The sequence below is a fragment of the Marinobacter sediminum genome (genome assembly GCF_023657445.1).
Classification (GTDB): Bacteria; Pseudomonadota; Gammaproteobacteria; order Pseudomonadales; family Oleiphilaceae; genus Marinobacter; species Marinobacter sediminum_A.
The window spans coordinates 3645751-3671462 of the sequence record NZ_JAGTWY010000001.1 but is presented as its reverse complement, the minus strand read 5'-3'; the positions used below and the strand labels follow the sequence as shown (position 1 = coordinate 3671462).

Genomic DNA, 25712 nt, shown 5'->3' with positions numbered 1-25712 from the left:
GAACGAACTGTAATGGTATTGCTCAGCCATGTTGGCTGGTAAACGAGTGTTCTCAATGCTCCCGTATGCTCGATCCGCAAAGCTTTGTGGCCTACCGTACGGACAGCCAACTCGACCTATGTTTACCGTGGGTGAAAGTTTGTACACTTTTTACCCGCTGCTTGTTTATTGGCCAATTTCCTGCATAGGCCACGGTCTAACAATAGGCACAAGGTTCATTTGGAGGAACCGTAATGACAGACTCTCGATTGTCGGGTTGGGCAATTAGCAACACTCGAAGATATACCCACTTTTCACAGCTGACCGGTGAAGCACAAGCCACTGCCGCGTCGATCGGTGCTTTTAGTGAAGTGGTCGTTTATGAGGGCGGCCTGGTGATTGGCAAGAAGCCGGGTAAGGAGCTCTACTTTATCTCGGTGGATGGTGTAGAACGCGTGTCAGACTTGCAGACTTGCGAAACGGAGCTTTTTTGCCGGGCTGAATCGCTCGGAACCCTGCCAGAGAAACATGCGCCCCTGGTAGTGCGGCGGCTGACCGCACGATTCGTTTCCCAAGAAACGGGTGCGGACGCCGTGATCACTAAATAGAATCGGCTTTTTCAGTGCCCACCCCGCATTCGACTCCAAAGCCGGCCGGTACAGACTTTGTTATAATCTAACTGTTCATTTCTGGGCCCAAACGAAAAACAAAAAAATTGTAGCCGGGGTGCGTCCGGAATGTTCTGTGCAGGATATATTCCGAGGCTGCATTCCGTTCTTCATCGCTGACGTTCTGACAATTGCTGTGCTCATTTCGCTGCCAGGGATCGTCCTGTGGCTGCCAGGTTTAATGGGATTTGCCTGATAGGGTTTTGCTGCAAACCACCTCGACAAGGAACACAATAATGCGAAAAAACATCCTGATTACCGGAGCAAGCACGGGCCTGGGTGAGGGAATGGCGAGAGCATGGGCGGCGCAGGGCTGCAATCTGGCGCTGTGTGCCCGGAACTCCGACAAACTGAAAGCATTGCAGGACGAATTACAGTCCAGCCACCCCAATATCCGCGTTCTTGTGCGGCCCCTCGATGTGTGTGACTACGAGCAGGTATTTGAGGCCTTCCGGGCGTTCCAGCAGGAGCTTGGCAGCCTGGACCGGGTCGTTGTCAACGCGGGTATCGGCAGCTCATCAACCATCGGCCGCGGCCAGTTTGCGTCCAATCGCCAGACTGCCGAAACCAACTTTGTAGCCGCCATCGCCCAGTGCGAATCCGCCATGGAAATTTTCCGGGAGCAGAACAGCGGCCATCTGGTGCTGATGTCCTCGGTCAGCGGGGTACGCGGCTTCCGTGGACCACTGAACGTCTACGCTGCCACCAAGGCCGCCGTGGCTTCGCTGGCAGAAGGCTTGCAGCTGGATACGAGAAGTACGCCCATCAGGGTGAGCAGCATCATGCCGGGCTACATTCTCACCGACATCAACCGGGGCACCAAAAATGCGCCGTTCCGGGTTGATCTGGACACCGGTGTGCGTGCTCTGGTGCGTGCCATCGACAAGGAAAAACGCCGGGCTTACGTACCCTGGTGGCCCTGGACGCCCTTGAGTTACGTGCTCAAGGCGATGCCCTTTGAGCTATTTGCGCGGGCCATGTAGCGCAGAGAAGCAGGAGTCTGTGCCGGTGGCTGCAAACCGGCTATAGTGGTGGTTTTCCGGAGGCTATAGATGAACATGTCTGAAAAAGAGAGTGGCACCAGTGGTTACTCCTGGAAGCTGTCGGCGTTCGCTTCCGTCGCTTCCCTCATTGGCGCACTGGTCACCCTTGGTGAGGTATCGCCGATCATCACGGGTCTGATTCTGCTGGCCGCGGTCGGCTGGGGTTTTACCGCCAGGGACAACAAACGGGCATCCGATAAGGGCTAGTCACCTCCCGGGAACGACAACTCCGGGCAGTGACCCGGTGCCCCCGCCTTTCCCCTCAGCACGGTAGACGCATACACTTTCCTCACCCTCAGCCTTTCCTTCGCAACCTGCCAAATTGACATGACGCCCATCATACGATAATGTTTTTGGCATGATGAACATCATACGGATTTAACATGACGATCAGAGCCACTAAAAAGCAGGAATCGCGAAAACAAATTCTTGAAGCGGCGGCCAAAAGGATTCGTACCGAAGGCATCAATGGTGCGGGCATTGCCGCCGTGATGGATGATGCCGGCCTAACCCATGGTGCGTTTTATTCTCACTTTGAGAACAAGGATGAGTTGGCCAGAGCGGCTTTGGTAGAGGCTCTTCAGAACAGTCGCAATGGCTGGACCAGTAAATCGACAAACACCTCATGGCGGGAGCGCCTTGCAGGCTTGGCCAAACGTTATCTGACGAAAGCTCATCGCGCGAATCTCAGCAACAGTTGTGCACTGGCCACCTTATGTTCCGAGGCGGCCCGCAGTGATGACGCATTCAAGAGTACCTATGAGTCAGAGTTGATAAAAACGCTGACCGAGGTAGCTGAACAGGATTTCGACACACTGGACGAAAAGCAGTCCCAGGACGTGCTGGCGTTCATGTCACTGATTGTTGGCTCCATGGTTTTGTCCCGCGCGGTAAAGTCCAGGGACCTTTCGGACAAGTTGCTCATCGCAGGAAAGAATGCAGCAAACAGAATTGCAGATTGAGGAAAGCAAAAAATGGCTAAAAATAATAAAGGACGTCCTTTAGCACTGGACGATTTCCCGTTTCAGACGTACGACAAACTGAGATATGCAGATACGGACCGCCAGGGACACATCAACAACGCTGTGTTCGCAACTTTTCTGGAAACCGGGCGCGTCGAATTCCTCTATGCGCCGGAAAACCCCCTTGCCTCGGACAATGCGTCCTTTGTCATTGCCAATCTCAACCTTCAACTGCTCTCGGAAATAAGCTGGCCTGGGACAGTAGAAATTGGAACGGGCGTTACCAAGGTTGGAAACAGCTCTATCCGGCTTTTCCAGGGTGTTTTTCAAAACGGCTCCTGCGTCGCAACGGCCGAAACCGTGATTGTCCAGATGCACGATGAAACCCGGAAATCACATCCCTTGTCTGAAACCACCCGGGCTTTATTCGACAAGCACCAAATCAGCCAGCCTCAATAATCCGCGAATTGGGAAGCACTTATGACTAACTCGATTACCTACTCGATGCTTATGCTGATTGCCGGCATAGGAATACCTGTAATGGCAACCTTGAACGGAGGGCTTGGCACCAGGCTTCAGAGTCCCGCCCTGGCCGCGGCGATCCTGTTTTTCGTGGGGCTGATCATGGCTCTGGCCTATCTTCTGGCCACGGAGGGGCTACCCGAAAAGCTCTACCATCCGAGCACCCCCATCTACTATTATTTTGGTGGCTTCTTTGTGCTGTTCTATATCCTGACCATCACCTGGGTCGCTCCTCGCTTTGGCATTTCCAACGCCATTGCCTTCGTCTTGCTGGGACAATTAATTGCCATGAGCCTCATCGACCACTTCGGGCTTATGGGGGCGCAGAAGTTCACGATGAATATCCAGCGGATCGCGGGCCTGGGTTTGATGGTGCTGGGTGTCTTTCTCGTTCTGAATAAGGTGCCCCAGGGAAACGGATAGGCGATGGCGGGGGCGATAATCCCCCGCCTCTCTCGCGCCCCCTGACAACCAGCTTTACCCAACCTTTACACCCCATTGACAGTGTTTTTCATTGCCCTTTGCGAAGATGAGAACGAACAAAAACACGGCAGTGGGGTCTTATGAAAATGCGGACTGGGTTACTTATCGGACTGTTTGCCATTCTTGTGAGTGGCTGCAAAGTGAGCGTCTCGGAAGACTACAATGACTCACCAGGCCACGACTTCACACCGGGCCTGTACCTTGATGCCCGTGATACCGGAGACTACTTCCCTTCTTCTAGCTGGAGCCTGAGCCAGCACTCGGACGACTGTATTGATGAAACACTGTACTTCGAAACTGCCAGCGGGCGTGTACGTGTTTACGGCTCACCAGCCTATAGCGATACTGATTTCCGGGCTGCTGCTACGGAACTTGAGCACGGGATTGATGGTGTTCTAAGTCGTTTTCAGCTGCGCTGGTCGGAGTTTGTTTCAGACAGGACTGCGGAAGTGCAGTATCCAGGGCAGATACTGGGCTGCCTGAGCCCCTCGATCTCAAGAACCGAATTTGCAGACGCGTCCATATCCGCTATCGGCATTCTCCCCCATTACAGTCAATGGCCTTACGAGACCGACCAGATCATTAGCCATCAGCTTGCGCATTTCGTTCAGGAGAACCTGAGCCGCTATCAAGCCCGGTATACCCTTCTGCCCTACTGGTTTGCCGAAGGCCAGGCTTCTGTCGTGGCGGGTGAAAGTATCGCATCCGCCTATCAGCACTATGATTACGATCCCCTTGAGGACGCTACCGTGCTCGACGCAGGACCGGCCGATTATCGTTTCGAGCATTACGCACTGGCATACCGTTACCTGGAAGAAGCCAATGGCAAGCTGGCCATGACCATACTGCTCGATCTGATCCAGCTACTGGACTGGGAAGGCGGATTCGAAGATTTCACCGATACCGGGGAATCCTGGGCATTTGTTGAAGCGTTCAATGCCGCCGGACTGGTAGATCACCGCAATCAGTCCCTGACGTGGCAGAGATACAAAGCCGACTACCATTATCTGCTGAGCCACAGCTACTAGGAACGAGAAAGGGGGGGGGTTGCCAGCGCAAACTGGATTAAAAACGGCCAATCAGGGATAATTTCCGCCGTTTTTTAGCCAGCTATAGGTTTCGGTAGCCCTAAATCATGACATTTTTATATATTCTTCAAGTTGTTATCTTCGCCGTGCTGCTGTTGAACACCGTTCACCTGATGCCGGCATTCGGTCGATGCCTGCGCACAGCCGAATCCGCGTTTCAATCCGGTTATCTCTGCGCGATGCTGACCATCCGCCTGGCCCGAAATGCCCTTGGCCTGATTCTGGTCACAGCCAGCGCCGCTCCCAACCCGGAAATTCACGCCCTGGTGCCGAAAGGCATTCTGCTGTTCCTGGTGCTGGCAGTGGTAAATGCCGCGTTAACCCATTATCGGCAGCGCGACGAAATCGAAGGAGCCCGTTTCTAGGGCTCCTGGCATCTCAGGCGTACAAGGACTCGATCACCTCGGTATACTTTTCATAGATGTTGCTGCGACGCACCTTCATGGTCGCCGTCACTTCATCATCGTCGTGGTCCAGCTCCTTGGCCAACAAATGGAAGCGCTTAATCTGGGCCACCTGGGGCAGCTTGTCGTTACCCTTTTCCACCTCCGCCTGAATCAGGGTCCGGACCCGCTCATGTTCGGTAAGACTCCGAAATGTGGTGTAGGCGATGCGTTCCTGCTCCGCCCATTTGGCAACGGTTTCGAAATCGATCTGGATAAGCGCCGACACATACTTTCGGGCCTCCCCGATGACGATGCATTCCTTGATGTAAGGGCTCGCCTTAACGGTGTTCTCAATCTCGGTGGGTGACAGGTTCTTGCCACCTGCGGTGATCATGATGTCCTTCAGGCGATCGACAATCCTGAGCTGCCCGTCCTGCCACTCGCCCACGTCTCCGGTGTGCAACCACCCGTCTTTCAGAGTTGACTCGGTGGCATCGTCATTTTTGTAGTAGCCCTTGAACATACTGCCGCCACGCATGATGATTTCATTGTGCTCTCCCAGCTTCACCTCCACCCCGGTCACCGCCACCCCAACCGTGCCAAGACGGATATCGTCCACTGGCTGTGCAGTCGCAACACCCGTGCTTTCGGTCTGGCCATAGACTTCCACCAGAGGAATGCCAATGGTCCGGAAGAACTGCAGGATACCCGTTGAAATCGGCGCTGCTCCGGTGAGTGCTATGGTGCATCGACGCAGGCCGATAAAGTTCTGCAAGGCCCGGAACACAAGCCAGTAATAGGCCCCATAGCGCAGTCGCTCAATGGCACTCCATTGTTCTTTAGATCTGGTTGCCATTGGCTGACAGACTTTCATGGCATGCCTGAACAGCCCCTTCCGGAACCGACCAGTCTCCTGAATCTTGATATAAATGGAGGAATGGAGCTTTTCCCAGATTCGCGGCACACCCAGGAAAAAGGTCGGTGCTATCTCCCTCAGGTCTTCCTGAACAGTGCGCAGGCTTTCCCCGAAACTGACCGCACTTCCCGCATAGACCGGTGCGATATTGGTCAGGGCCTGCTCCGCCACATGACAAAGCGGAAGATAAGAAAGGCTTGAGCTGTTTTCGTCCACAGACAACATATCAAGCAGCCCGGGCGCAGCGGCGTGCAGGTTGCCCCAGGTGATCATGGCACCCTTCGGGCGACCGGTGGAGCCAGAGGTATAGATCATCAGAGCCGTGTCTGCCATCTGCTGGCTATCCAGCAGCTGATCAACGAGCCCGGGATGATTCTTCTCGAATTCCCGGCCCAGGGCCTCGATGTTCTCAAACGATGACGGCGGTGCGGGATAATACCGCAGCCCTTTCATATCAATAACGATATTGTGTTTGAGTTGCGGCAGCTGGGGCCAGGCTTCCAGTACCTTGTCGGTCTGCTCCTGATCCTCACACACCACCATCTCGACGTCGCTGTGCTCAAGCACATAGGCCACTTCATTCCAGGGGCTGGTGGGATATACCCCGACACAGATGCCATTCACCAGACCTGTACCCATCTGGGCAATAACCCACTCCACCCGGTTCTCCGAGATGATGGCCACATGCCCGCCTTCAGACAGTCCAAGCGCGCGGAGCCCCATCCCGAAATGCCGGGCCCGCTCGTAATAGTCCTGCCAGGAATAAGCCTGCCAGATGCCAAAGTCCTTCTGGCGAAGGGCGAGCGACTCCGGACGTTCATTTGCATGAGCCCGAAGCATCTGGGCAAGGGTCAGATCACGAATCTCAGGGGTTGTCATGACAGCCACCGTTTACGGCGTTTGTAGTGCTTGATGTCGCGGTAACTGCGGGCCTCACCTTCCTTGCCGCCGACCCCCAGATAAAATTCCTGCACATCCTCGTTCGCAGCGAGTTTCTCTGCCGGCCCGTCGATCACGATCTTTCCGTTTTCCATGATGTAGCCATAGGAGGCGATCGCCAGGGATACCGCCGCGTTCTGTTCTACCAACAGGATGGCCGTGCCCTGCTCCCGGTTGATACGGGAGACGATCGTGAAGATTTCCTCCACCAGCAGGGGCGCCAACCCAAGGGAGGGCTCATCCAGCATGATCAGTTCAGGCTGGGCAATCAGCGCACGACCAAGCGCGAGCATCTGCTGCTCCCCACCGGACAGATAGCCCGCCAGTTGCTTGCGCCGCTCCTTGAGACGCGGGAAATAGTTGTACACCAATTCGTAGGAGTCGCTGAGCGACTGTTTTCGTCCACTCAGGGCATACGTCGCTGCAATCAGGTTTTCCTCAACGGTCAGGTCCTCAAACACACGGCGCCCTTCCATGACATGGAACAGACCATTACGAACCAGCTTTTCCGGTGCCATTTCCTTCACATTGGCACCGTTAAACCGGACTTCGCCTGCGGTCACTTCGCCGTCTTCCAGGCTTAAAAGACCGGACACACTCTTTAGTGTTGTGGACTTACCGGCGCCGTTGGACCCCAGTAGCGCCACGATGGCGCCACGGGGTACCCGCAGTGACAGGCCCCGGAGGACCTGCACCGCCTTGTTGTAAACCACCTCGATGTTATCGATTTCCAGCAAGGCTTCCATACAGCAGCCTCAGTCGAGTTGAATCCAGTCCGATACCGGCTCGTAACGGCCTTCCTTGGCATTGACTCTCCAGATACGACCGACCGGGAAAGACATGTTCTTGACTGTCACGGGAACGCCGATGATACCGCCAGTGTCCCAGTCCTTGATGGAAGCGAGCGATGCCGCCATGTTCTCCGCATTCAACTCCTTGCCGGCATCCAGGGTGCGTTTGACCACTTCGGTCCAGACCATGGCATTGAACCAGCCCTGCATGTAACCGGTCGGACGATAGCCAGCTTCCGGATCGCTCTTCTCAGCCTGAGCCCGCAACGCATCCAACATAGGCCCGCTTTCTTCACTGTCGTAGTAGTTGTAGGGCATAACACCCATATAGCCGTCGGCATCCTCGCCCATCTTGTCGATGATCAGCTTGTCAGAGGACCAGAAGGTGCCCATGAACTTGGTACCCAGCCCCATCTGGCGCATCTGCACCATGAACTCGTTGATGGGTGACAGCACATATCCATGGAACACAACGTAATCCGGACGCACGCGACGCAACTTCAGCACCTCCGCGGATACATCCACACTGCCCGGCTTGGTGACAATGTCCTCTACCACATCGATACCCAATTCCGCCGCTTTGGCCTTGCCATTTTCAATGGGGTCCTTACCAAACTCGGTATCACTGTAGACGAACGCGACGGTCGGCTTGTCCCCACCCTCACCCTGGGAGGCAATGTACTCGAGGATAATGCCGAACATCTGGCTGTAGTTTGGTCCGGGAATGAACTGGTACGGGTACTTTTCGTTATCCGTCAGCGCGGTGGCAAACGAAGCACCACTCATCAGGGTATTACCCTGGCTGTTCAGTTCTGAGGCAATGGTTTTCATGAACGCGGTGCTGTCACCGTAGTAAACCGCCGGCGAATCACTGCCGGATATTTTCTTGAAGGCGGCCACGGAACGGTCCACTTCATAACCGGTGTCTTCCATCACATACTTCACCGGATGACCGTTGATCCCACCCTCACTGTTGATCCAGCTGGTGTAGTCCGTGAGCCCGGCATGCAGATGGACACCGGCAAAGGCGAAAACGCCAGACAACGGGATCGACCCGCCAAATACGATGGGTTCCTTATCCTGCGCCATGGCAGGCGCCGTCACCGTCAATGCAGCGACAAGACTACCCAGACCTGCGAGCCGGCGGCCCTTTTCGAAGATATTGCTAAACATGTTTCTTCTCCTTGCTGTTTCTTGTTGTTGCTGTTGCGTAGGTTCCGTTTGAAACACGAAAAAAACTCGGTTAGTTTCTGAAGGGCCACAAACTGAAAAAGCGTCGAATTCGATGCCAGATCTCCGCCAGCCCATGCGGTTCAAAAATCAGGAAGCCGACAATCAGTGCGCCGAAGATGATCTCCAGCATTGGCGACATAAATACCGGGGCGTTGGGGTAGAAAGGCGTCAGGGCAGCCGTTAGCAATTTCAGAATCTCCGGAATCAGCGTCATAAAGGCGGCGCCGAGAATCCCGCCCAGCAGATTACCCATACCCCCTACGATCACCGCCGCGAGATAGAAAATGGACATGGACAGAGGGAAACTCTCCGGCGTTACGACCCGGTAGAAATAGGCAAAAAGGCCGCCTGCCACACCCGCATAAAACGAGCTGAGCGCGAACGACATGAGCTTGTAGCGCAACAGGTCGATCCCCAGGATCTCGGCCGAAATATCCCGATCCCGAATCGCGATAAATGCCCGCCCGATACGGGTCCGGAACACATTTCGCGCGGCGAACACCATCAGTACCGCCAGCGGCACGATGATGAAATACATCCCGAAATCACTCTGGAAGCTGAACCCGAACAAATGCGCAGGCTCCAGGCTCAGGCCACCCATGCCTCCGGTAACGGACTCCCATTCGGCAAAGATAAAGTGCAGGAATACACTCGCCGCCAACGTGGCAATGGCCAGATACAGCCCTTTCACCCGCAATGACGGTAAACCCACCAGAATGCCCACGGCGGCAGCCAGCAGCCCTGCCAGTAAAAGCGTTACCGGGAAGGGCAAGCCGGTATTCAGCGAAAACCAGGCAACGGTGTAACCACCCACACCCATAAATCCGGCCTGCCCCAGGGAGATAAGGCCGGTAAAACCGGTCAGAATGTTAAGGCCCGTTGTGCTGATTACGGCGATGCCAACCAGGCAGCCCAGGTACAACAGGTAGGCATTCGCCATGAACGGAAAAACCAGAAGCGAAAGCAGCAACAGAGCGAACCAGAACTTCTGGGTCGGGCTGGTCCAGATGGCCTCATCAGCCTCATAGGTTTGTTTGGCGTCACCAATGCGCATCTTACACTCGCTCTATTTCGTGGGTGCCGAAAAGGCCATAGGGGCGAATCACCAGAATCACCGCCAGCACGGCAAAGGTGGCCGGCATCCGATATTCGCCGCCGAGGTAGGCGCCGGCAACGGTTTCCAGCCAGCCAATAAACACCCCGGCAATCAATGCTCCCAGAATGCTGTCGAGGCCGCCGACGATAACAACGACCAGCACACTGAGACCGATGGCCCCGAACTGCGGGCTGAGTCCGCCGGTCGCAGCCACCAGAACGCCGGCCAGAGAGGCGGCGAGTGAGCCGAAAACCCAGGCCAGGTTAAACACCCGGCGCACATTGATACCCATGGAGTATGCGGCTGCCTGGTCTGAGGCAGTCGCACGCAAGGCAACGCCACCCCTGGAGAAACGGAAATACAGCAGGTAGAGGATCAGCAGAGCGGCACCAATGAGGAAGCCATAAGCAATTTTTGGCGCCAGATACATCTCCCCGATAAACACCGGTTCACGCGGCAAAAAGCTGGGAAGCAGCTGTGGGTCCGCGCCCCAGATCAGCTCCACCAACCCCACCAGAATACTGGCAATACCAATGGTGACCATGACCACCGATATTGGCGACTCCCCGAGCATGGGCCGGATCATCACCTTCTCGATCACGCCACCGAGGATACTGCCACCCAACACTGCCAGCGGAAGCGCAACCCAGGGTGACATTTCCAGAGCACCGGCAAAGGCCAGGAACAGGTAGGCCGCGAACATCATGATCTCGCCGATCGCAAAGTTGATGACACGGGTTGCCTTGTAGATGATCACAAAGCCCAGGGCGATCAAGGCATAGAGGCCGCCCATAGCCAGGCCGGCGAGACTGATTTCGCCAAAAAACAACCAGTCCACTAGGCCACCTCCCGCTCGGGATTCAGCTTCTTGCGCAGGCTGTCCATATCGCTGTTGCCGAGGTATGCCTTGATGACCTCAGGGTTCTTCTGGACGTCAGCCGGCAGACCCTCGGTAATAACCTGACCGAAATTGAGCACGGCAATGTGGTCGGAGATGTCCATCACCATACCCATATCGTGCTCCACCATCAGCACCGTCACGTCCCACTCTTCCCGAATATCGAGAATAAAGCGGGCCATGTCTTCCTTTTCCTCCCGGTTCATCCCGGCTACCGGCTCATCCAGCATCAGCACTTTCGGGCGCATGGCGAGGGCGCGCGCCAGCTCTACCCGTTTCTGCAGGCCATAGGAAAGACTTGCCACCGGCTGACGGCGGATATGATCAATCTCCAGGAAATCAATGATGTGACGTTCTACCTCACGGCGCACGGCCATTTCCTCACGGCGGGCCGCCCCGAAATACGCGAGCGAACTCAGCAAGCCACTCTTCATATGAACGTGGGCACCGAGTTTGATGTTATCGAGTACTGTCATACCCCGGAACAGGGCTATGTTCTGGAAAGTCCGCGCCAGCCCCATGGCTGCGCGGGCTGGAGGCTTTAAACCCGCCAACACCTCGCCCTGATAGCGAATGGTGCCCTGCTGGGGCTTGTAGAAGCCGGAAATGCAGTTGAAAAGGGAGGTTTTTCCGGCGCCATTCGGTCCGATGATGGTGGTTACCGTGTTTTCCGGCACCCGGAAGCTGACGTCCTGCAATGCCTGAACACCACCAAAAGACAGCGAAAGGTTACTGATTTCGAGGATACTCAATATTCCTCCGCGCACTCCTGGCGCGGGGAAACAGAGCCATGAACGCTCCGCTTGTTTTGCCTCGCACAAAGGAGATTGTGATTATTGTTGTTGTCGTAAACGTCAGGTCAATTTCCCGAGCCACGTTTAAAATAGTCCAACCCGGCCATAAAAAACAAGGCACTCTGTCCTATGCTTCATCAGATAAGCAAAGACGGGAGACAAACAACAATGACAAACCTACCTGTGACCCCTGGGTTCAATGAGCAAACCGGTGTGGCCACCCTGACCTTCAATCGCCCCGAGGTTCTTAACGCCATTGACGTGCCCATGGCTCAGGCCTTTCACCAGGCAGTCAACGACCTGGCCCGCAAACCCGGGCTTCGATGCGTGGTTCTGACCGGCGCAGGACGCGCATTCATGGCTGGGGGCGATGTCGCAAGTATGTCCGGCTCTACCGTTCAGGCCCGGGAGGCGGTGAACGGAATGCTGGATGCACTGATTCCCGCCATTCTCAAGCTACGAGCAATCGATGCCCCGGTGATCGCCGGGGTTAAGGGCGCTGCCGCCGGTGCTGGCCTTAGTCTTGCGCTGATGGCAGATCTGATAGTGGCCGAGGAAAACGCCCGGTTCCTGATTGCCTACAATGGCATAGGCACTGTGCCTGACTGCGGTGGTACCTGGTTTCTGCCCCACAAGATCGGATCGGCGCGCGCCACGGAAATGATGGTGCTTGGACGCACCCTGAGCGCAATCGAAGCGAAACAATTGGGTCTGGTGGCCGAGGTGTCACCGGAAGAAACGTTTGATGAGGTTCTGGCGGCCACCGTCAACCGGGTCGCCAATGGCCCGACTCGGGCTTTTGGTGCGTTTCGCCGGCTGGTGGATGATGCCCATGGCAGTCCCCTCGACGTCCACCTGGAAGCGGAGCGACAGGCGTTTCTGAAGGCCACCGAAACAGCCGACTTCGCAGAAGGTGTATCGGCGTTTCTCGCCAAGCGGCCAGCCGCCTTTTCCGGCAGGTAACTCACTGGCGCGCGTAACCGTGCCTTTATTCAGCGAGTCAGGAAATTGTTGCTGGTTTGGTCCTGCTCAATCACCACCTCTTCTGTCCGGTCTTTGAGGCCGACACCCGATAGCTTCAGGCGAGCGGCTTCGCGAATCAGGTAGAGAAGGCGTTGGCTGGCATCTTCAAAGTTGAGCCCGGCGGGCCGGACGTTGGAAATACAGTTCCGGCGGGCGTCAGACAGGCCGGATTCCGGCCCAAACGTGAGGTAGATCCCGAGGCTGTCCGGCGAGCTCAGCCCGGGCCGTTCGCCGATCAGCACCACCACCATTCGCGCTTTTAGCAGTGCACCAATCTCATCACCAATGGCAACTCTGCCCTGCTCTACGATCGTCAGCGGTGCCAGCTGCCAGTCCCGGCGCTCGCGCTCCAGGTCGCTGAGAAAGCTGTCCAGAAACGGGACCACGTTATTCTGTATCGCGGAAGAGGACAGCCCATCTACGATGACAATGGCAAGGTCAGGCGCCGGTGTTTCCAGCTGCTCAGCGGCCAACAGCCGTTCACGCCCCTGCTCGGACAGTCGTCGACCCAGATCGGGTCGCTGCAGATACGTGAAGCGATCTTCAGCCTGGCTGTGTAACAGCATCGGCGAAGCAAACGCAGTCAGCTTGTCCACGTTTTTCAGGGATTCGACGAGCCGGTTCACATCCAGAGGAAAATGCACCGCATCACGCGCCCGGGCGTGAGCCAGCTGGAACGTCAGCAATTCAGAGGTAGGCAGGCTGATGCCGGCCCGTCCCAGGCCAATCCGGGCATCGGTGTAACGACGCAGGGTCCGCCAGACATTCTCTGTGACCAGCTCCTTGTTACGTTCAGTCATGGGTTAAACCCCTGAGGCTGCTCTGGAACATGGTCGGCAGTGTGGCACTCGGCTCATGCCTTGCGGCGTCCTCGAAGATGTTCATCCGGTCGAGCCAGGCTTCAAACTCCGGCGCCGGCTTCAGGTCCAGTACCCGGCGCGCGTAGAGGGCGTCGTGAAAGGAAGTGGTCTGATAATTGAGCATGATGTCGTCGGAGCCGGGAATACCCATGATGAACGTGCAGCCGGCTACCCCGAGCAGGGTCAGCAGGTTGTCCATGTCATTCTGGTCCGCCTCCGCGTGGTTGGTGTAGCAGATGTCACATCCCATCGGGACACCCAGTAATTTCCCGCAGAAATGGTCTTCCAACCCTGCCCGGATAATCTCTTTGCCATCGAACAGGTATTCCGGCCCGATGAAACCAACCACCGTATTCACCAGTAACGGATTAAACCGTCGGGCAACGGCGTATGCACGAGCCTCACAGGTTTGCTGATCAAGCCCATGATGGGCGTCGGCCGAAAGGGAGCTGCCCTGGCCGGTTTCGAAATACATGACGTTCTGCCCAACCGTACCCCGCTTCAGGGAAAGTGCAGCATCCTGGGCTTCCCGGAGTGTGGACAGGTTGAATCCGAAACTGCTGTTGGTGGCCTCCGTGCCCCCGATCGACTGGAACACCAGATCCACCGGCGCCCCCTCTTCAATCGCCTCAATCGTATTGGTCACGTGGGTCAATACACAGGACTGGGTCGGTATGTCGTATTTGCGGATAACCTCATCCATCATCCGCATCAGTTTGGTGGCCTGAGCCACGTTATCGGTGGCCGGGTTGATGCCAATCACCGCATCACCACTGCCGTAAAGCAGTCCATCAAGAATGCTTGCGGCAATACCTGTCATATCGTCGGTGGGGTGATTGGGCTGCAGTCGGGTGGAGAGGTGCCCGGGCAACCCGATGGTGTTCCGGAAGGCCGTCTGAACCTGACACTTCCGGGCCACCAGGATCAGATCCTGATTGCGCATGATCTTGCTCACCGCCGCCACCATTTCCGGCGTCAGGCCTGGGCGCAGGTTCACAAGCGCCTCGGGCGTGGCATGGTCACTGAGCAACCAGTTCCTGAAATCGCCAACCGTCAGGTGAGCAACCGCCTGAAACGCGCTGGCATCATGGTCGTCCAGAATCAGACGCGTCACCTCATCCGCCTCGTAGGGAACCAGGGCTTCTGAAAGAAACGCTTTCAGTGGCAGTTCCGCCAGCCTCATCTGGGCGACAACGCGCTCTTCAGCTGACTCGGCGATCACGCCCGCAAGCCGGTCTCCGGAGCGGGCCGGTGTGGCCTTTGCCATCAGGTCCGCCAGACTCCCGAAGTGCCAGGTCCGCTCACCTAGCATGTATGAATACTTGTGCTGCATCCTGCTTCTCCGCCAACCACAGCGCCAGTTAATAAAGCGCTAGTTTTTCCAGCATAGCAAACAGTTATTCCAACCCTCCCTGTCTCCCGATATGATTTCGGGATGAAAAGCATAATAAAACATGATTCTTCCACCCCGCCCCGATTACGCACGCTGCGGCGCAATGGCCTGGCAAGACGGTATCTTTTCAGTGCTCTCCTGATTGCCCTTGTCCCGCTGGGATTGCTGGCGATTGTTTACGATACCCAGTACGTGCGGGCGTTGGACAAAGTGACCGAGAGTCGCACCAATGCCAGATTGTCAGGCGCCGAGAATCTTCTGCGTACGTTCCTTGAGGAACGTATCTACGAACTCGAAGGGCTTGCCGATATCCCCGAGGTCTTTGAGTGGCTCACCGCCGCGCAACCGGGCGATACGCCCAACCGCATGATGCTCTCCCAGCTAAGACAACAACTGGACAGCCCCCACATTTATGGTGTGGTGACCAAGCCAGCGCAGTTTGATCAGCCCGAGTGGTATGTAACCGAAACACTGATAAAGGACGTGTCCTGGCGCACGCTGCCCGTCACCCGCTTTGAGGGTGCGGAATTGCTCGGCCCGGCACTGCCAACCCCAGAGAGGCCGGGCTGGATCATTCTCCGGCTCAGCCCGACCGGATTTGATCCGGCTCCCGAGGCGTGGATTGGTCTGGTAATCCGGCTGGCGAGCCTCACAGAGCAGGTTCAGGATCTTACGCTACCGGGCTTGCAGACGCCCTTGCTGGTGCCACCGCAGAACGTGCTACTGACATCCGTGGGCAGCCTGAAACCACCCGGCCCACCTTCTCGAAAGGACATCAATTCCAGGGACTTTATTGAGGGATGGCATATTCGTTTGCAGTGGTTGGGTGATCCCCTGCTCGGGCCCCTGGAATCCGCCAGGTTCGGCCTGATTTTCCTGGCCATCGGAGCCGCGCTGGGCGTTATATTCCTGTCCCGCCATTTATCGAAACGGCTCGACAGGCAGGTAACCCCGCTCATTGAGGGTGCCGACAGAGTCGCCAGTGGTGACTTCGACACGCCCCTCGGCATAGAGGGTACCGCTGAAATAGGGTATCTCTCATTTGCACTTGAGCGCATGCGCCTCCGGCTCAAACGGCTGGTGAAGAGCATGGTGGACGTGGAGCGACGAGCGATTCTCGGACAGTTCTCAGCCGGCGTTGCCCATGAAATACGGAACCCACTCGCCACCATAAAAACCACGATCCAGGCATTATCCAGAAAGGAGTCCGATCCCAAGCGCCAGAAACTGATGGAATCCGTTGATCACGAAATTGATCGTGTAAACGATGTCGTGCAACTGTTGCTGGACTATGCCCGGCCCAGGGAGGCGAAGGCGCGGAAGGTTAACGTTCTGGACGTGGTGGAAACCGTCAAGATTCTCGCGGATGCTGTCGCCCATCGTCACGACGTCGAACTGATTCAGGTCGAGCATCCCCCGGTTTTCGCCTGGGCCGATCCGTCGCAGGTCCGTCAGATCGTCATGAATCTCGTGATGAATGCCATCCAGGCACTCGAAGGCATTGGTGGCAAAGTTGTCATCCGGATCAGACAACAAGGGCTTGCAGTCTATGTTTCAGTCAGCGATAACGGCCCGGGGGTCAGCGCTGACCACCTCAGCCACCTGACCGAACCGTTTTTTACAACCAAAACCAACGGCACAGGGCTGGGCCTCGCCATTTGCAAGCAACTGGCACAGGCAAATCAGGGGACATTAAGGTTTCAAAGCATCCCCGGCGAGGGACTGAAGGTAACCCTGCAACTGCCCCTGTATCTGAACAACTCGATTCTGGAATGACCTGATGCGTAAACCGAGCGTCCTGATTATCGACGATGAGAAAAACCTCGTCAGCAGCCTGATTTTTTCCCTGGAAGAGGAAGGCATGACCGTGACCGCGGCGTACACGGGCAAGGACGGCCTTGCGGCAATTGAAACCAAAACTCCCGATATCGTCCTCCTGGACCTTAAACTGCCGGACCAGTCGGGTTTCGACATACTGGATATCATCAAGACAATGCCGGCACCGCCAACCACCATCATGATCTCTGCCCATGGCGATACCCGTGCAGCGGTAGAAGCGGTAAAAAAGGGTGCTCAGGACTACATCACCAAACCTTTTGATCTGGACGAGCTGATTCTTCTGATCCTGCGCAATCACAAACACAGGCAACTCAGTGAGGAAGTGGCCTACCGAAGGGAAAGGGAAGCCGATACCCACGGCCTGATCGGAACCAGTGATGCAATGCGAACGCTGCTTCAGCAGGTAGAGCGTATTGGCAAAAGCTCGGCGCGCACCATCCTGCTTCAGGGCCCATCCGGGAGCGGCAAGACAATTATCGCCAAAGCGCTGCATTCGGTACGAGACAAGCGTGCGCCGTTTATCTCGGTCAACTGCGCCTCCCTGCCCGAAAACCTGCTGGAAGCCGAACTGTTCGGCGCCGAGAAAGGCGCTTATACCGGAGCGGATAAAAGACGTACGGGGCTGGTCGAGTTGGCCAATGGCGGAACCCTGTTCCTGGACGAGATCGGTGAGCTGCCACTGCCCCTCCAGGCCAAACTCCTGACATTCCTGGAAACCCATCGATTCCGGGCGGTGGGGGGGCATACTGAAATTGAGGCGGACATCCGGGTCATTGCGGCGAGCAACCGGGACCTGCAGGCGGAAGCCCAGTCCGGCTCGTTTCGGGAAGATCTTTTTTACCGGCTGAATGTCATGCCACTGAGTCTTCCTTCCCTGGCCGAACGCCGGGAAGACATCCCCCAGCTGGTGGCGGATTTCTCCGCAGACCTTGCCCTGCATGAAGGATGCAGCCCGATCACCATTCCGCCGGAAACCATGGCGCTTTTGTGCGAATACCAATGGCCCGGAAACATAAGGGAACTGCGAAATACCATTGAGCGACTGACGATCCTTCACGCGGGGGAGGTGATTGCACCGGCCCGGTTACCTCCCGAAGTTGCAGGCTCTGCGAAGACACAGGTGACCGAAGACTCCGGCACCGGGGCGGGCGATGCCGAAGGCGATAACGTGCTGGCAAGCGAAATGGCCAAGCGAGAGGCTGAATGCATTCGCCAGGCGCTTCTACAGTCACGGGGCCGAAAAGGCGAAGCTGCAAGCTCACTGGGCATTTCCCGGCATGCGCTGAAACGACGGATGCAGAAGCTGGGGCTTACAGGAGAGGACTTTTGAACCGGGTACGAATTAGATATCTTTATCCGAGCGTGCTATTTCTCAGCGCCGTTTACCTGCTGCTTTTATCGACACCACAGAGCGCCGCAGAGGCATTGGGCGCACCGGAAGAGCAAGCCGATATTACGGTCGGATGCCTCTACCCCATGTCCGGCCGGGCGGGCGTTCTGGGACGCGATTCGGTCTTCGGCATCCGCCTTGCTCTCAAGTACCTTGAGGACCATGCGTCGCCAGACAGCCCACGCCTTCGCATTCTGCTTGGCGATACCAAGTCCAAACGTTCAACGGCTGCGACCCTGGCGAGTCGATTTATCGAGGATGAAGGTGCCCGCTTTTTGTGTGGCGTCGTCAATTCCTCAGTCGCTATTGAGGTAACGTCGATCGCAAAATCGGCCGGCGCATTTTTTATCGGTACTGACCATGCATCGTCACGACTCACGGGCGAGTTCTTCCATGATCGCTATTTCAGGGTGACCAACGATACACGTCAATCAATGACAGCCGGAGCCCTGTTCATCAAGGACTATTTTGCAGATCACCTGGCGAAAAAGCCTTTACGAATCTCCTACCTGGGGCCCGACTATGAATATGGCTACCAGGTCTGGACCGATTTCAGAGAGGCTCTGGCCCGGTTCGGAGTGAACTATGAAATTGCCGGGGTCTTGTGGCCAAGGCTGAGCGAACCGGATTACAGCCACTACATCAATGAGCTGATCAGACAGAAACCCGACCTGGTGGTGAACAGCCTCTGGGGTGGTGATTTTGTCGCGTTCGTAACCCAGGCGACCGATACCCAGCTGTTCAGAACCTCTCGCTTTGCCAACTTTGAGAAGGGCGGGGATTATGAAATCTTCGCGCAACTCGGGGACAAAATGCCGCTGGGGCTGCTGCTGGCATCGCGTCATCACAATAACTGGCCTGACACAGAGTTCAATCGGTGGTTTGTCGACGAATTTCAGCGTAAGGCCGGATATTACCCTTCTTCCGGTGCTCAGGGTGCATTCACAGGCATTGTGGCCATTGCAGAAGCGGTGAAAAATGCCGGCGCCAACTACAAGGACCTGGCCGCCATTGAGCAGGCATTTGAGCAGCTCACACTAACCACGCCCGAAGACCCTGCCGGATTTCAGTCTTCAATGGACCCCGATTCGCATCAGATCCGGCAGGTCATGGCCATCGGCGAAACCGTTCCCGATGAACGTTACCCCCCGGCAAAAGTGATGCTGGGCAACTGGCATATCTATTACCCTTCCGAACTCGAATCCGGGCTGACAAAAACAGAATGAGCGGTTTTCGCTCAAATGCGCTCGCCGGAGACGAGCGAAAACCGCTCATTCTCGTTAGCCACGTTAAAAGTTAAATATTTACTTCTTTAAAATCAGAAAGATAAAAACACCTCCATTCTGGCACAGGTACTGCTTAGCCCACGTACCGACTTGATAGAACGTCGGGCAGGACACCAGAAAATAACAATACTGGTCGTCCGACCATACGACACAAGAACAACAGTCTGGAGAACCAAAAATGAAACACTCTCTGCTGACCGCAGCGACGGTCGCCTGTGCCATTACAACAGGTGGGCTGAGCCTCAGTGCGCACGCCGCCGAAGAATACAAACTGGGCCTCGTTACCTTTCTTTCCGGTGCTGCATCCGGCCCCTTCGGGATTCCCGCCAAGAACGCCGCTGACCTTGTCATCGAGGCCATCAACGACGGAACCCTGCCTGCCCCGATCGAAGGCAAAGGCATTGACGGTCGTATGATCACTCCGGTTTATGTGGATGAAGCCGGTGGCGCCACCAAGCAAACTTCTGAATTCCGTAACCTGGTCCAGCGCGATGGTGTCGATGCCGTCGTCGGCTATATTTCTTCAGGCGACTGCCTCGCCATTCCTGCGGTTGCTGAAGAGCTGAAAATGCTGACCGTACTGTTCGACTGCGGGACGCCCCGTGTGTTCGAGGAAGCCGATTACAAGTACGTCTTCCGTACCCACTCCACCGCCAGCATGGACAACATCGCTGCGGCCCGCTACATAAACGACAACGTGCCGGAACTGCAATCGGTTGCAGGTATCAACCAGAACTACTCCTGGGGCCACGACAGCTGGCGCGATTTCACTGAGACCCTGAAAGTTCTGCGTGACGGCGACATCGAGATCACCACCGAGCAGTTCCCGAAACTGTTTGCAGGTCAGTACGGTGCTGAAATTTCCGCCCTGCAGGTAAATTCTGCTGATGTCATTCACACCTCGTTCTGGGGCGGCGACACCGACGCCTTCGTGCTGCAGGCTGCAGCCCGGGGCCTGCTGGCAGACAACCAGTTGATTTTCACAGCCGGTGAGACCGCGCTGAACAGCCTGGGCGAGCACCTGCCTGACGGCGCCATCATCGGTGCCCGTGGCCCGTTCGGCCCGTTCGCACCTGAGAGTGAACTGAATACCTGGTTCCAGACCGAGTTCACCGAGCGCTTTGGTACACCTCCCACCTTCCCCGCTTACCACATGGCACATGCCCTTATCGGCCTCAAGCTTGCCCAGGACAAAGCCGGTGTTGGCGCTTCCACCGAAGACGTCATCTCCTCGTTTGAAGGCCTCGTGTTTGAAGGCCCGGGTGGCAAGGTTGAAATGAACCGTGGCAAGGGCCACCAGGCCGCTACCGAGATGGTTTATGGCCGCCTCAAGCGGGTTGACGGCGAAATCACTTTCACCGACATCACCCGTTACGCGGCTGACTGCGTAAATCCGCCGGAAGGTACTGAAACCGTCGAGTGGATTCAGGCCGGCATGCCAGGCGCTGAGTGCAACTGATCGCAATGACCTAGCACAAGACTCACCGGAGGCCCCGATCGGGGTTCTCCGGTGAGTTTACCCAATAATCTTTCACCCCTGCTCCGACCCTATTCAGTGCACGATTGGGCAACAAGGGCCGTGCAAAGAATCGGGAGTATTCAGATGAAACAACTTCTAGCAATCCTGGTGGATGGCTCGGTCTACGCGTCCTGGCTGTTTATCATTTCCGCCGGCCTCACGTTGATTTACGGGGTCATGCGTATCCTTAACATGTCCCACGGCAGTTTCTACGCCTTGGGCGCCTATTCCGGCGCGGCCATGGTGGGCTGGTATTTCTCCACCGGTTCCGTGCCCTGGTTCAGCTTCGTCGTATTGATTAGCTCAGCCCTGGTGGCCGGCGTCACCGTTGGCCTGCTGGTGGAACGCGGCTTATTGCGCTTCATGTACGGTCGAGACGAAGTGGTCATGATTCTTGTGACTTATGCCGTCCTGTTGATCATGGAAGACGCCATCAAACTGATTTGGGGTGTTGAACCCTATTTTGCCTACCAGCCCTACACCCTGCTGGGAAGAACGCAATTCATGGGGCTGTCGTTCGCCAACTACGACTTCATGCTGATTGGTGTGAGCATCCTTATCGGGCTTGCGCTCTGGTATGGACTCAACCGCACACAGAACGGAAAGCTGCTTCGAGTGGTCATCCATGATCGCGAAATTGCCGGGGCACTGGGGATCAATGTATCCAAAATTTTCACCATTACCTTCCTGATCGGTGCCGGCATTGGTGCACTGGCCGGTGCACTGACCGCTCCCGGACTGTCCGTGGTTCCGGGTATGGGGATCGAGGTGATTGTGCTTGCCTTCGCCGTGGTGGTTATCGGTGGCCTGGGCAGTATTTCCGGAGCCCTGGTTGGCGCCCTGATCGTGGGTATGGCCCGTGCCACCGCGGTACACCTTTACCCGCAAGTTGAACTGTTCGTTATCTACGCAGTTATGGGCCTGGTACTGGCATTTCGTCCGCAGGGCCTGTTTGCCGTTGCCAACGCGAGGAAAATCTAATGAGTAAAAGATCCCTAGCGCTGCTATGTATCCTCGGGCTTGCCACCCTCACGGGTGGTCTGCTGTTGCCAAACTGGATGTCCTACCTGTTCACCATTGCCATGGGCAAAGGCCTCGTGGTTCTCGGCCTGGTACTGCTGATGCGGGCAGGACTGGTGTCCTTTGGCCAGGGCCTTTACTACTGTGTGGGCGCCTACGTTACCGGCATGCTGACCCAGTTCGCCGAAGTTACCGATGTACTTCTGATACTGCTGGCTTCAGTCAGCGTCAGCGTTGCCATAGCCGCCACCATCGGGCTACTGCTGTGCCGGTACCGGGAAATCTTCTTTGCCATGTTTTCAATGGCCTTTTCCATGATTCTGTACGGACTGCTGGTGCGTAACCAGGTGCTGGGCTCAACCGATGGTTTCAACGTTGCCAATCCGAGTTTGCTGGGCTGGGCCCCGGGGCCGGAAGCTGCGTCGGATCTGGTGCTGGCCGTTGCCGTGTTCCTGGTCTTCAGCCTCGGCATTCTGGCCTGGCGTTACCTCAAGTCGCTTTCCGGTTACGCAGGTGAAGCGGTCCGGGAGAACGAGATCCGTCTGGAGTATCTCGGCGGTTCGGTGTTCAAGATCGTCTACGTCAAATACATCATCGCCGCAGGGTTGGCCGCCATCGGTGGTACCGTCACCGCGCTGGTCAGTGGCCATGTCGATCCGGAAATGGCGTACTGGACCACCTCCGGCGAGTTCGTCTTTATTGCCTTGATGGGCGGCACCGCACACGTCGCAGCGCCGATCATTGCCGCGGTGTTGTTCGAAGCCCTGCGCACCTACGCGTTCGCCGTTGCTCCTTACACCTGGCAAATGATTCTCGGTTTCGCACTGCTGGCGATCATCCTGTTCATGCCTTCCGGCCTCTGGTCACTGGTTGAACGATTCCAGAACAAGAAAGCGAGGAAAACCACATGAGCGCTTTACTGAAAACGGTCAACCTGGAAAGAACCTTCGGTGCTGTCACTGCTGCGACCGATATCAATGTCGAACTCAACAGTGGTGAAATCGTCGGGGTTATCGGCTCAAACGGTGCGGGCAAAACCACCTTTATCAACATGGTGACCGGATACATCCAACCCTCAGGCGGCGATATCCTCGTACGGGGCCAATCAATTATCGGAAAATCCCCCAGGGAGGTGTCGCTGGCCGGTGTCGGTCGCTCCTTCCAGGTCGCCCAGCTGTTCCAGGAACTGACCGTCCTGGATAACATGCTGATCGCTTTCGGCTTTTCCGTAGATCGCAAGCTCAGTTTCCTGAAACCCCTGCGATCCGCTGACAAGATTGAAAAAGCCCATGCGGTGCTGCGTGAATATGAGATCGACAACTACGCCGATGAAGTTGTATCAACGCTGCCACAGGGCGTCCGCAAGCTCCTTGATATCGCCATGGCCATGTTATCGGACCCCGGCCTGATGCTGCTGGACGAGCCCACATCCGGTGTCGCCGTTGAGGACAAATTCATCCTCATGGACACCGTCATGGCCGCGGTACGCAAGAGTGACGCCGCCACCCTGTTCGTGGAACATGATATGGAAGTGGTTCTGCGTTATGCCGACCGGGTGTTGGCGTTCTACGACGGCCGCGTTCTGGCCGATGGCCCCACCCACAAGGTCCTGTCAGATCCCAAGGTGCAGGAACTGGTTGTGGGCCACCACTTGGATCTGAGTGACGAAGAGTCCGCCAGCAAACAGGAGTCCGGCCATGCTTGAACTCAAGAACGTAACCACGGAAATAGCCGGCACCACCATTCTCCGTGATGTCAGCTTCTCGGTTAGCAAAGGCTCTATGGTCGGCCTGATTGGCCGCAACGGTGCCGGCAAGACCACCTCACTGCGCTCAATCATGGGTTTGCTCAAGCCAAAATCCGGGCAGGTCATCATTGATGGCACCGACATGACCAAAAAGGGCTCTTTCGAGCGCGCGGGCATGTCGATCGGCTACATGCCGGAAGATCGTCGCCTGGTGCCGGATCTTACGGTAGAAGAAAACATCATGGCACCGGCATGGGCCTGCAAGCTGAATAACGCCGAAGCCCGACTGGCCTGGATTTATGAAATGATGCCAGAAGTCGAAGCTTTTTCGGATCGCCGTGCGTTACAGTTATCCGGTGGCCAGCAAAAACTGGTGGCACTGGCCAGGGCCATGATGACGGGAACCCACCTGTTGCTACTGGACGAACCGTTTGAGGGCGTGGCTCCAGCTCTGTCGCGGCGACTTGTCAGTGTTTTAAGCACACTCAAAGATGAAGGGCTGACCGTGTTACTGTCAGAGTCGGACCAGTCACATTCTGCAGACCTGGTCGACAAAGCCTTTCAGATCGAACGGGGCAGCGTTGAGCCATTGGCGTCTCTGACCTAGGAGAGAATCATGACAGCATTTACCTTTAACACGACCAAGAGTGTCATTTGCGAACCGGGATCCATCAAACGTCTTGGTGCCATTGTAAGTGAGCAGATTGGCCACAGCGTTCTGTTGGTGACCGATCCGGGTCTGATCAAGGCAGGCTTATTGAGCGCCGCAACCGACTCTCTGGATCAGGCCGGTGTGCACTATCGCGTCTTCGATGGCGTTGTTGCCGACCCGCCCGTCGCCGTCGTGGAGGCCGCCCTTGCAGAAGCACGGGCAGCAAACATCGACGGTGTTATCGGATTCGGCGGGGGCTCCTCCATGGACGTCGCCAAGCTGATCGCGCTTTTGATCGGAGGGGGCGAAAACCTGGAGGATGTTTATGGCGTTGGACAGGCCAAGGGCCAGAGACTTCCGCTGATCCAGATTCCTACCACCGCGGGCACAGGCTCGGAAGTCACCCCGATTTCTATCATCACCGTCGGTGAAACCGAGAAGAAAGGTGTGGTGGCACCGCAATTACTGCCGGACATTGCCCTGCTGGATGCCGAGCTGACCCTTGGGCTGCCAGCTCCGGTAACTGCGGCAACAGGCATCGACGCCATGGTTCACGCCATTGAGAGCTATACCTCCGCATCGGCGAACAACAACCCGGTGTCGCGCGCGCTGGCCCGTGAAGCCCTTCGATTGCTCGGTGCCAACATTGAAGCCGCGGTCAAAGAAGGCGATAATGTTCAGGCGCGCTCCGACATGCTATTGGGCGCCATGCTGGCCGGACAAGCCTTTGCTAACTCGCCGGTAGCAGCCGTGCATGCACTGGCTTATCCGATCGGTGGTATTTTCCACGTGCCGCATGGCCTCTCCAATGCATTGGTACTACCCCATGTCATGCGTTTTAACGCCAGTGCCTGCGCCGATGCCTACGCTACCCTGGCACCAGATGCTTTCCCGGACCTGGCCTCTGTCCCGAAAGAACAACGGGTTGACCAGTTCATCAATCGTCTTGAAGCACTGAGTGCGGAGCTTGGACTTGAGCAAACTTTGCGCGAGGTTGGTATTGGCGAATCCGATCTCTCGGTCATGGCCGCGGATGCCATGAAACAGGCCCGATTACTGGTGAACAATCCGAGAGAGGTCTCGGAAGCTGACGCATTGGCCGTCTACCAAGCCGCATTCTGAAACAGCTGCCCGTCATTCGGGCGCCTAACGGTTCCCCTTCAGGCGCAGTCGCCCAGCTGCGGC

26 protein-coding genes are annotated in these 25712 nt (G+C 56.4%); 18 read left to right on the top strand and 8 right to left on the bottom strand.

Annotation, left to right across the window (positions count from 1 at the left end; genetic code table 11):
* The first annotated feature begins 233 nt into the window (after positions 1-233).
* The 8 genes from KFJ24_RS17155 to KFJ24_RS17120 all read left to right on the top strand — a co-directional run bounded on the left by KFJ24_RS17155 (position 234) and on the right by KFJ24_RS17120 (position 5110).
* Positions 234-587 carry a hypothetical protein gene (locus KFJ24_RS17155; RefSeq protein ID WP_250832352.1) on the top strand — a complete coding sequence of 118 codons (354 nt, stop codon included), beginning with the start codon at positions 234-236 and terminating at the stop codon, positions 585-587.
* A 296-nt stretch (positions 588-883) separates the two neighbouring features.
* The gene (locus KFJ24_RS17150) at positions 884-1630 is read left to right on the top strand and encodes an SDR family oxidoreductase (RefSeq protein WP_250832351.1); all 747 of its coding nucleotides are present in this window, start codon (positions 884-886) and stop codon (positions 1628-1630) included.
* A gap of 69 nt (positions 1631-1699) precedes the next feature.
* A complete protein-coding gene (locus tag KFJ24_RS17145; RefSeq protein WP_250832350.1) occupies positions 1700-1897 on the top strand; it encodes a hypothetical protein in 198 nt (65 codons plus the stop codon).
* A 176-nt stretch (positions 1898-2073) separates the two neighbouring features.
* The gene (locus KFJ24_RS17140) at positions 2074-2652 is read left to right on the top strand and encodes a TetR/AcrR family transcriptional regulator (protein ID WP_250832349.1); all 579 of its coding nucleotides are present in this window, start codon (positions 2074-2076) and stop codon (positions 2650-2652) included.
* A gap of 12 nt (positions 2653-2664) precedes the next feature.
* The gene (locus tag KFJ24_RS17135; RefSeq protein ID WP_250832348.1) at positions 2665-3111 is read left to right on the top strand and encodes an acyl-CoA thioesterase; all 447 of its coding nucleotides are present in this window, start codon (positions 2665-2667) and stop codon (positions 3109-3111) included.
* Positions 3112-3132: 21 nt separating this feature from the next.
* Entirely contained in the window at positions 3133-3597 is a 465-nt protein-coding gene (locus KFJ24_RS17130; RefSeq protein WP_284709206.1) for a DMT family transporter, read from the top strand.
* Positions 3598-3737: 140 nt separating this feature from the next.
* The gene (locus KFJ24_RS17125) at positions 3738-4685 is read left to right on the top strand and encodes a hypothetical protein (RefSeq protein ID WP_250832346.1); all 948 of its coding nucleotides are present in this window, start codon (positions 3738-3740) and stop codon (positions 4683-4685) included.
* A 107-nt stretch (positions 4686-4792) separates the two neighbouring features.
* Complete coding sequence (locus KFJ24_RS17120; RefSeq protein WP_250832345.1) at positions 4793-5110, top strand: hypothetical protein; 318 nt, start codon at positions 4793-4795, stop codon at positions 5108-5110.
* Between the two features lie 13 nt (positions 5111-5123).
* Here KFJ24_RS17120 and KFJ24_RS17115 read toward each other — a convergent pair whose 3' ends face one another.
* The 6 genes from KFJ24_RS17115 to KFJ24_RS17090 form a co-directional block, all read right to left on the bottom strand.
* Positions 5124-6926, bottom strand: coding sequence for an AMP-dependent synthetase/ligase (locus KFJ24_RS17115; protein ID WP_250832344.1), 1803 nt, complete (start codon positions 6924-6926; stop codon positions 5124-5126).
* Complete coding sequence (locus tag KFJ24_RS17110) at positions 6923-7732, bottom strand: ABC transporter ATP-binding protein (protein WP_250832343.1); 810 nt, start codon at positions 7730-7732, stop codon at positions 6923-6925. The genes KFJ24_RS17115 and KFJ24_RS17110 overlap by 4 nt, the downstream gene beginning before the upstream one ends.
* Before the next feature lie 9 nt (positions 7733-7741).
* Positions 7742-8950: an ABC transporter substrate-binding protein gene (locus tag KFJ24_RS17105; RefSeq protein WP_250832342.1), complete on the bottom strand. Its 1209-nt coding sequence runs from the start codon at positions 8948-8950 to the stop codon at positions 7742-7744.
* 70 nt (positions 8951-9020) lie between these two features.
* A complete protein-coding gene (locus KFJ24_RS17100) occupies positions 9021-10064 on the bottom strand; it encodes a branched-chain amino acid ABC transporter permease (protein WP_250832341.1) in 1044 nt (347 codons plus the stop codon).
* A 1-nt stretch (position 10065) separates the two neighbouring features.
* Positions 10066-10944: a branched-chain amino acid ABC transporter permease gene (locus KFJ24_RS17095; protein WP_250832340.1), complete on the bottom strand. Its 879-nt coding sequence runs from the start codon at positions 10942-10944 to the stop codon at positions 10066-10068.
* A complete protein-coding gene (locus KFJ24_RS17090) occupies positions 10944-11756 on the bottom strand; it encodes an ABC transporter ATP-binding protein (protein WP_250832339.1) in 813 nt (270 codons plus the stop codon). The genes KFJ24_RS17095 and KFJ24_RS17090 overlap by 1 nt, the downstream gene beginning before the upstream one ends.
* 210 nt (positions 11757-11966) lie before the next feature.
* Here KFJ24_RS17090 and KFJ24_RS17085 point away from each other — a divergent pair, with 210 nt between their 5' ends.
* Entirely contained in the window at positions 11967-12761 is a 795-nt protein-coding gene (locus KFJ24_RS17085; RefSeq protein ID WP_250832338.1) for an enoyl-CoA hydratase/isomerase family protein, read from the top strand.
* A 29-nt stretch (positions 12762-12790) separates the two neighbouring features.
* On the opposite strand, the gene eutC is transcribed toward KFJ24_RS17085, so the two are convergent.
* On the bottom strand, positions 12791-13621 hold the full coding sequence (eutC, locus tag KFJ24_RS17080; RefSeq protein ID WP_250832337.1) for an ethanolamine ammonia-lyase subunit EutC: 831 nt from the start codon (positions 13619-13621) through the stop codon (positions 12791-12793).
* Entirely contained in the window at positions 13614-15014 is a 1401-nt protein-coding gene (locus KFJ24_RS17075) for an ethanolamine ammonia-lyase subunit EutB (protein WP_250832336.1), read from the bottom strand. Before KFJ24_RS17075 ends, eutC begins: the two co-directional genes overlap by 8 nt.
* 102 nt (positions 15015-15116) lie before the next feature.
* Between KFJ24_RS17075 and KFJ24_RS17070 the strand changes: the two genes are divergently transcribed.
* The 9 genes from KFJ24_RS17070 to KFJ24_RS17030 all read left to right on the top strand — a co-directional run bounded on the left by KFJ24_RS17070 (position 15117) and on the right by KFJ24_RS17030 (position 25649).
* A complete protein-coding gene (locus KFJ24_RS17070; RefSeq protein WP_250832335.1) occupies positions 15117-16850 on the top strand; it encodes a sensor histidine kinase in 1734 nt (577 codons plus the stop codon).
* A gap of 4 nt (positions 16851-16854) precedes the next feature.
* Positions 16855-18243: a sigma-54-dependent transcriptional regulator gene (locus KFJ24_RS17065; protein WP_250832334.1), complete on the top strand. Its 1389-nt coding sequence runs from the start codon at positions 16855-16857 to the stop codon at positions 18241-18243.
* Entirely contained in the window at positions 18240-19529 is a 1290-nt protein-coding gene (locus KFJ24_RS17060) for an ABC transporter substrate-binding protein (protein WP_250832333.1), read from the top strand. Before KFJ24_RS17065 ends, KFJ24_RS17060 begins: the two co-directional genes overlap by 4 nt.
* Positions 19530-19767: 238 nt before the next feature.
* Complete coding sequence (locus tag KFJ24_RS17055; protein ID WP_250832332.1) at positions 19768-21048, top strand: ABC transporter substrate-binding protein; 1281 nt, start codon at positions 19768-19770, stop codon at positions 21046-21048.
* Positions 21049-21192: 144 nt separating this feature from the next.
* On the top strand, positions 21193-22089 hold the full coding sequence (locus KFJ24_RS17050) for a branched-chain amino acid ABC transporter permease (RefSeq protein WP_250832331.1): 897 nt from the start codon (positions 21193-21195) through the stop codon (positions 22087-22089).
* Positions 22089-23039: a branched-chain amino acid ABC transporter permease gene (locus KFJ24_RS17045; RefSeq protein ID WP_250832330.1), complete on the top strand. Its 951-nt coding sequence runs from the start codon at positions 22089-22091 to the stop codon at positions 23037-23039. The genes KFJ24_RS17050 and KFJ24_RS17045 overlap by 1 nt, the downstream gene beginning before the upstream one ends.
* The gene (locus KFJ24_RS17040) at positions 23036-23833 is read left to right on the top strand and encodes an ABC transporter ATP-binding protein (protein ID WP_250832329.1); all 798 of its coding nucleotides are present in this window, start codon (positions 23036-23038) and stop codon (positions 23831-23833) included. The genes KFJ24_RS17045 and KFJ24_RS17040 overlap by 4 nt, the downstream gene beginning before the upstream one ends.
* Positions 23826-24482, top strand: coding sequence for an ATP-binding cassette domain-containing protein (locus KFJ24_RS17035; RefSeq protein WP_250832328.1), 657 nt, complete (start codon positions 23826-23828; stop codon positions 24480-24482). The genes KFJ24_RS17040 and KFJ24_RS17035 overlap by 8 nt, the downstream gene beginning before the upstream one ends.
* Before the next feature lie 9 nt (positions 24483-24491).
* Positions 24492-25649, top strand: a complete 1158-nt coding sequence (locus tag KFJ24_RS17030) for an iron-containing alcohol dehydrogenase (RefSeq protein ID WP_250832327.1) — start codon at positions 24492-24494, stop codon at positions 25647-25649.
* The last annotated feature ends 63 nt before the right edge of the window (positions 25650-25712 follow it).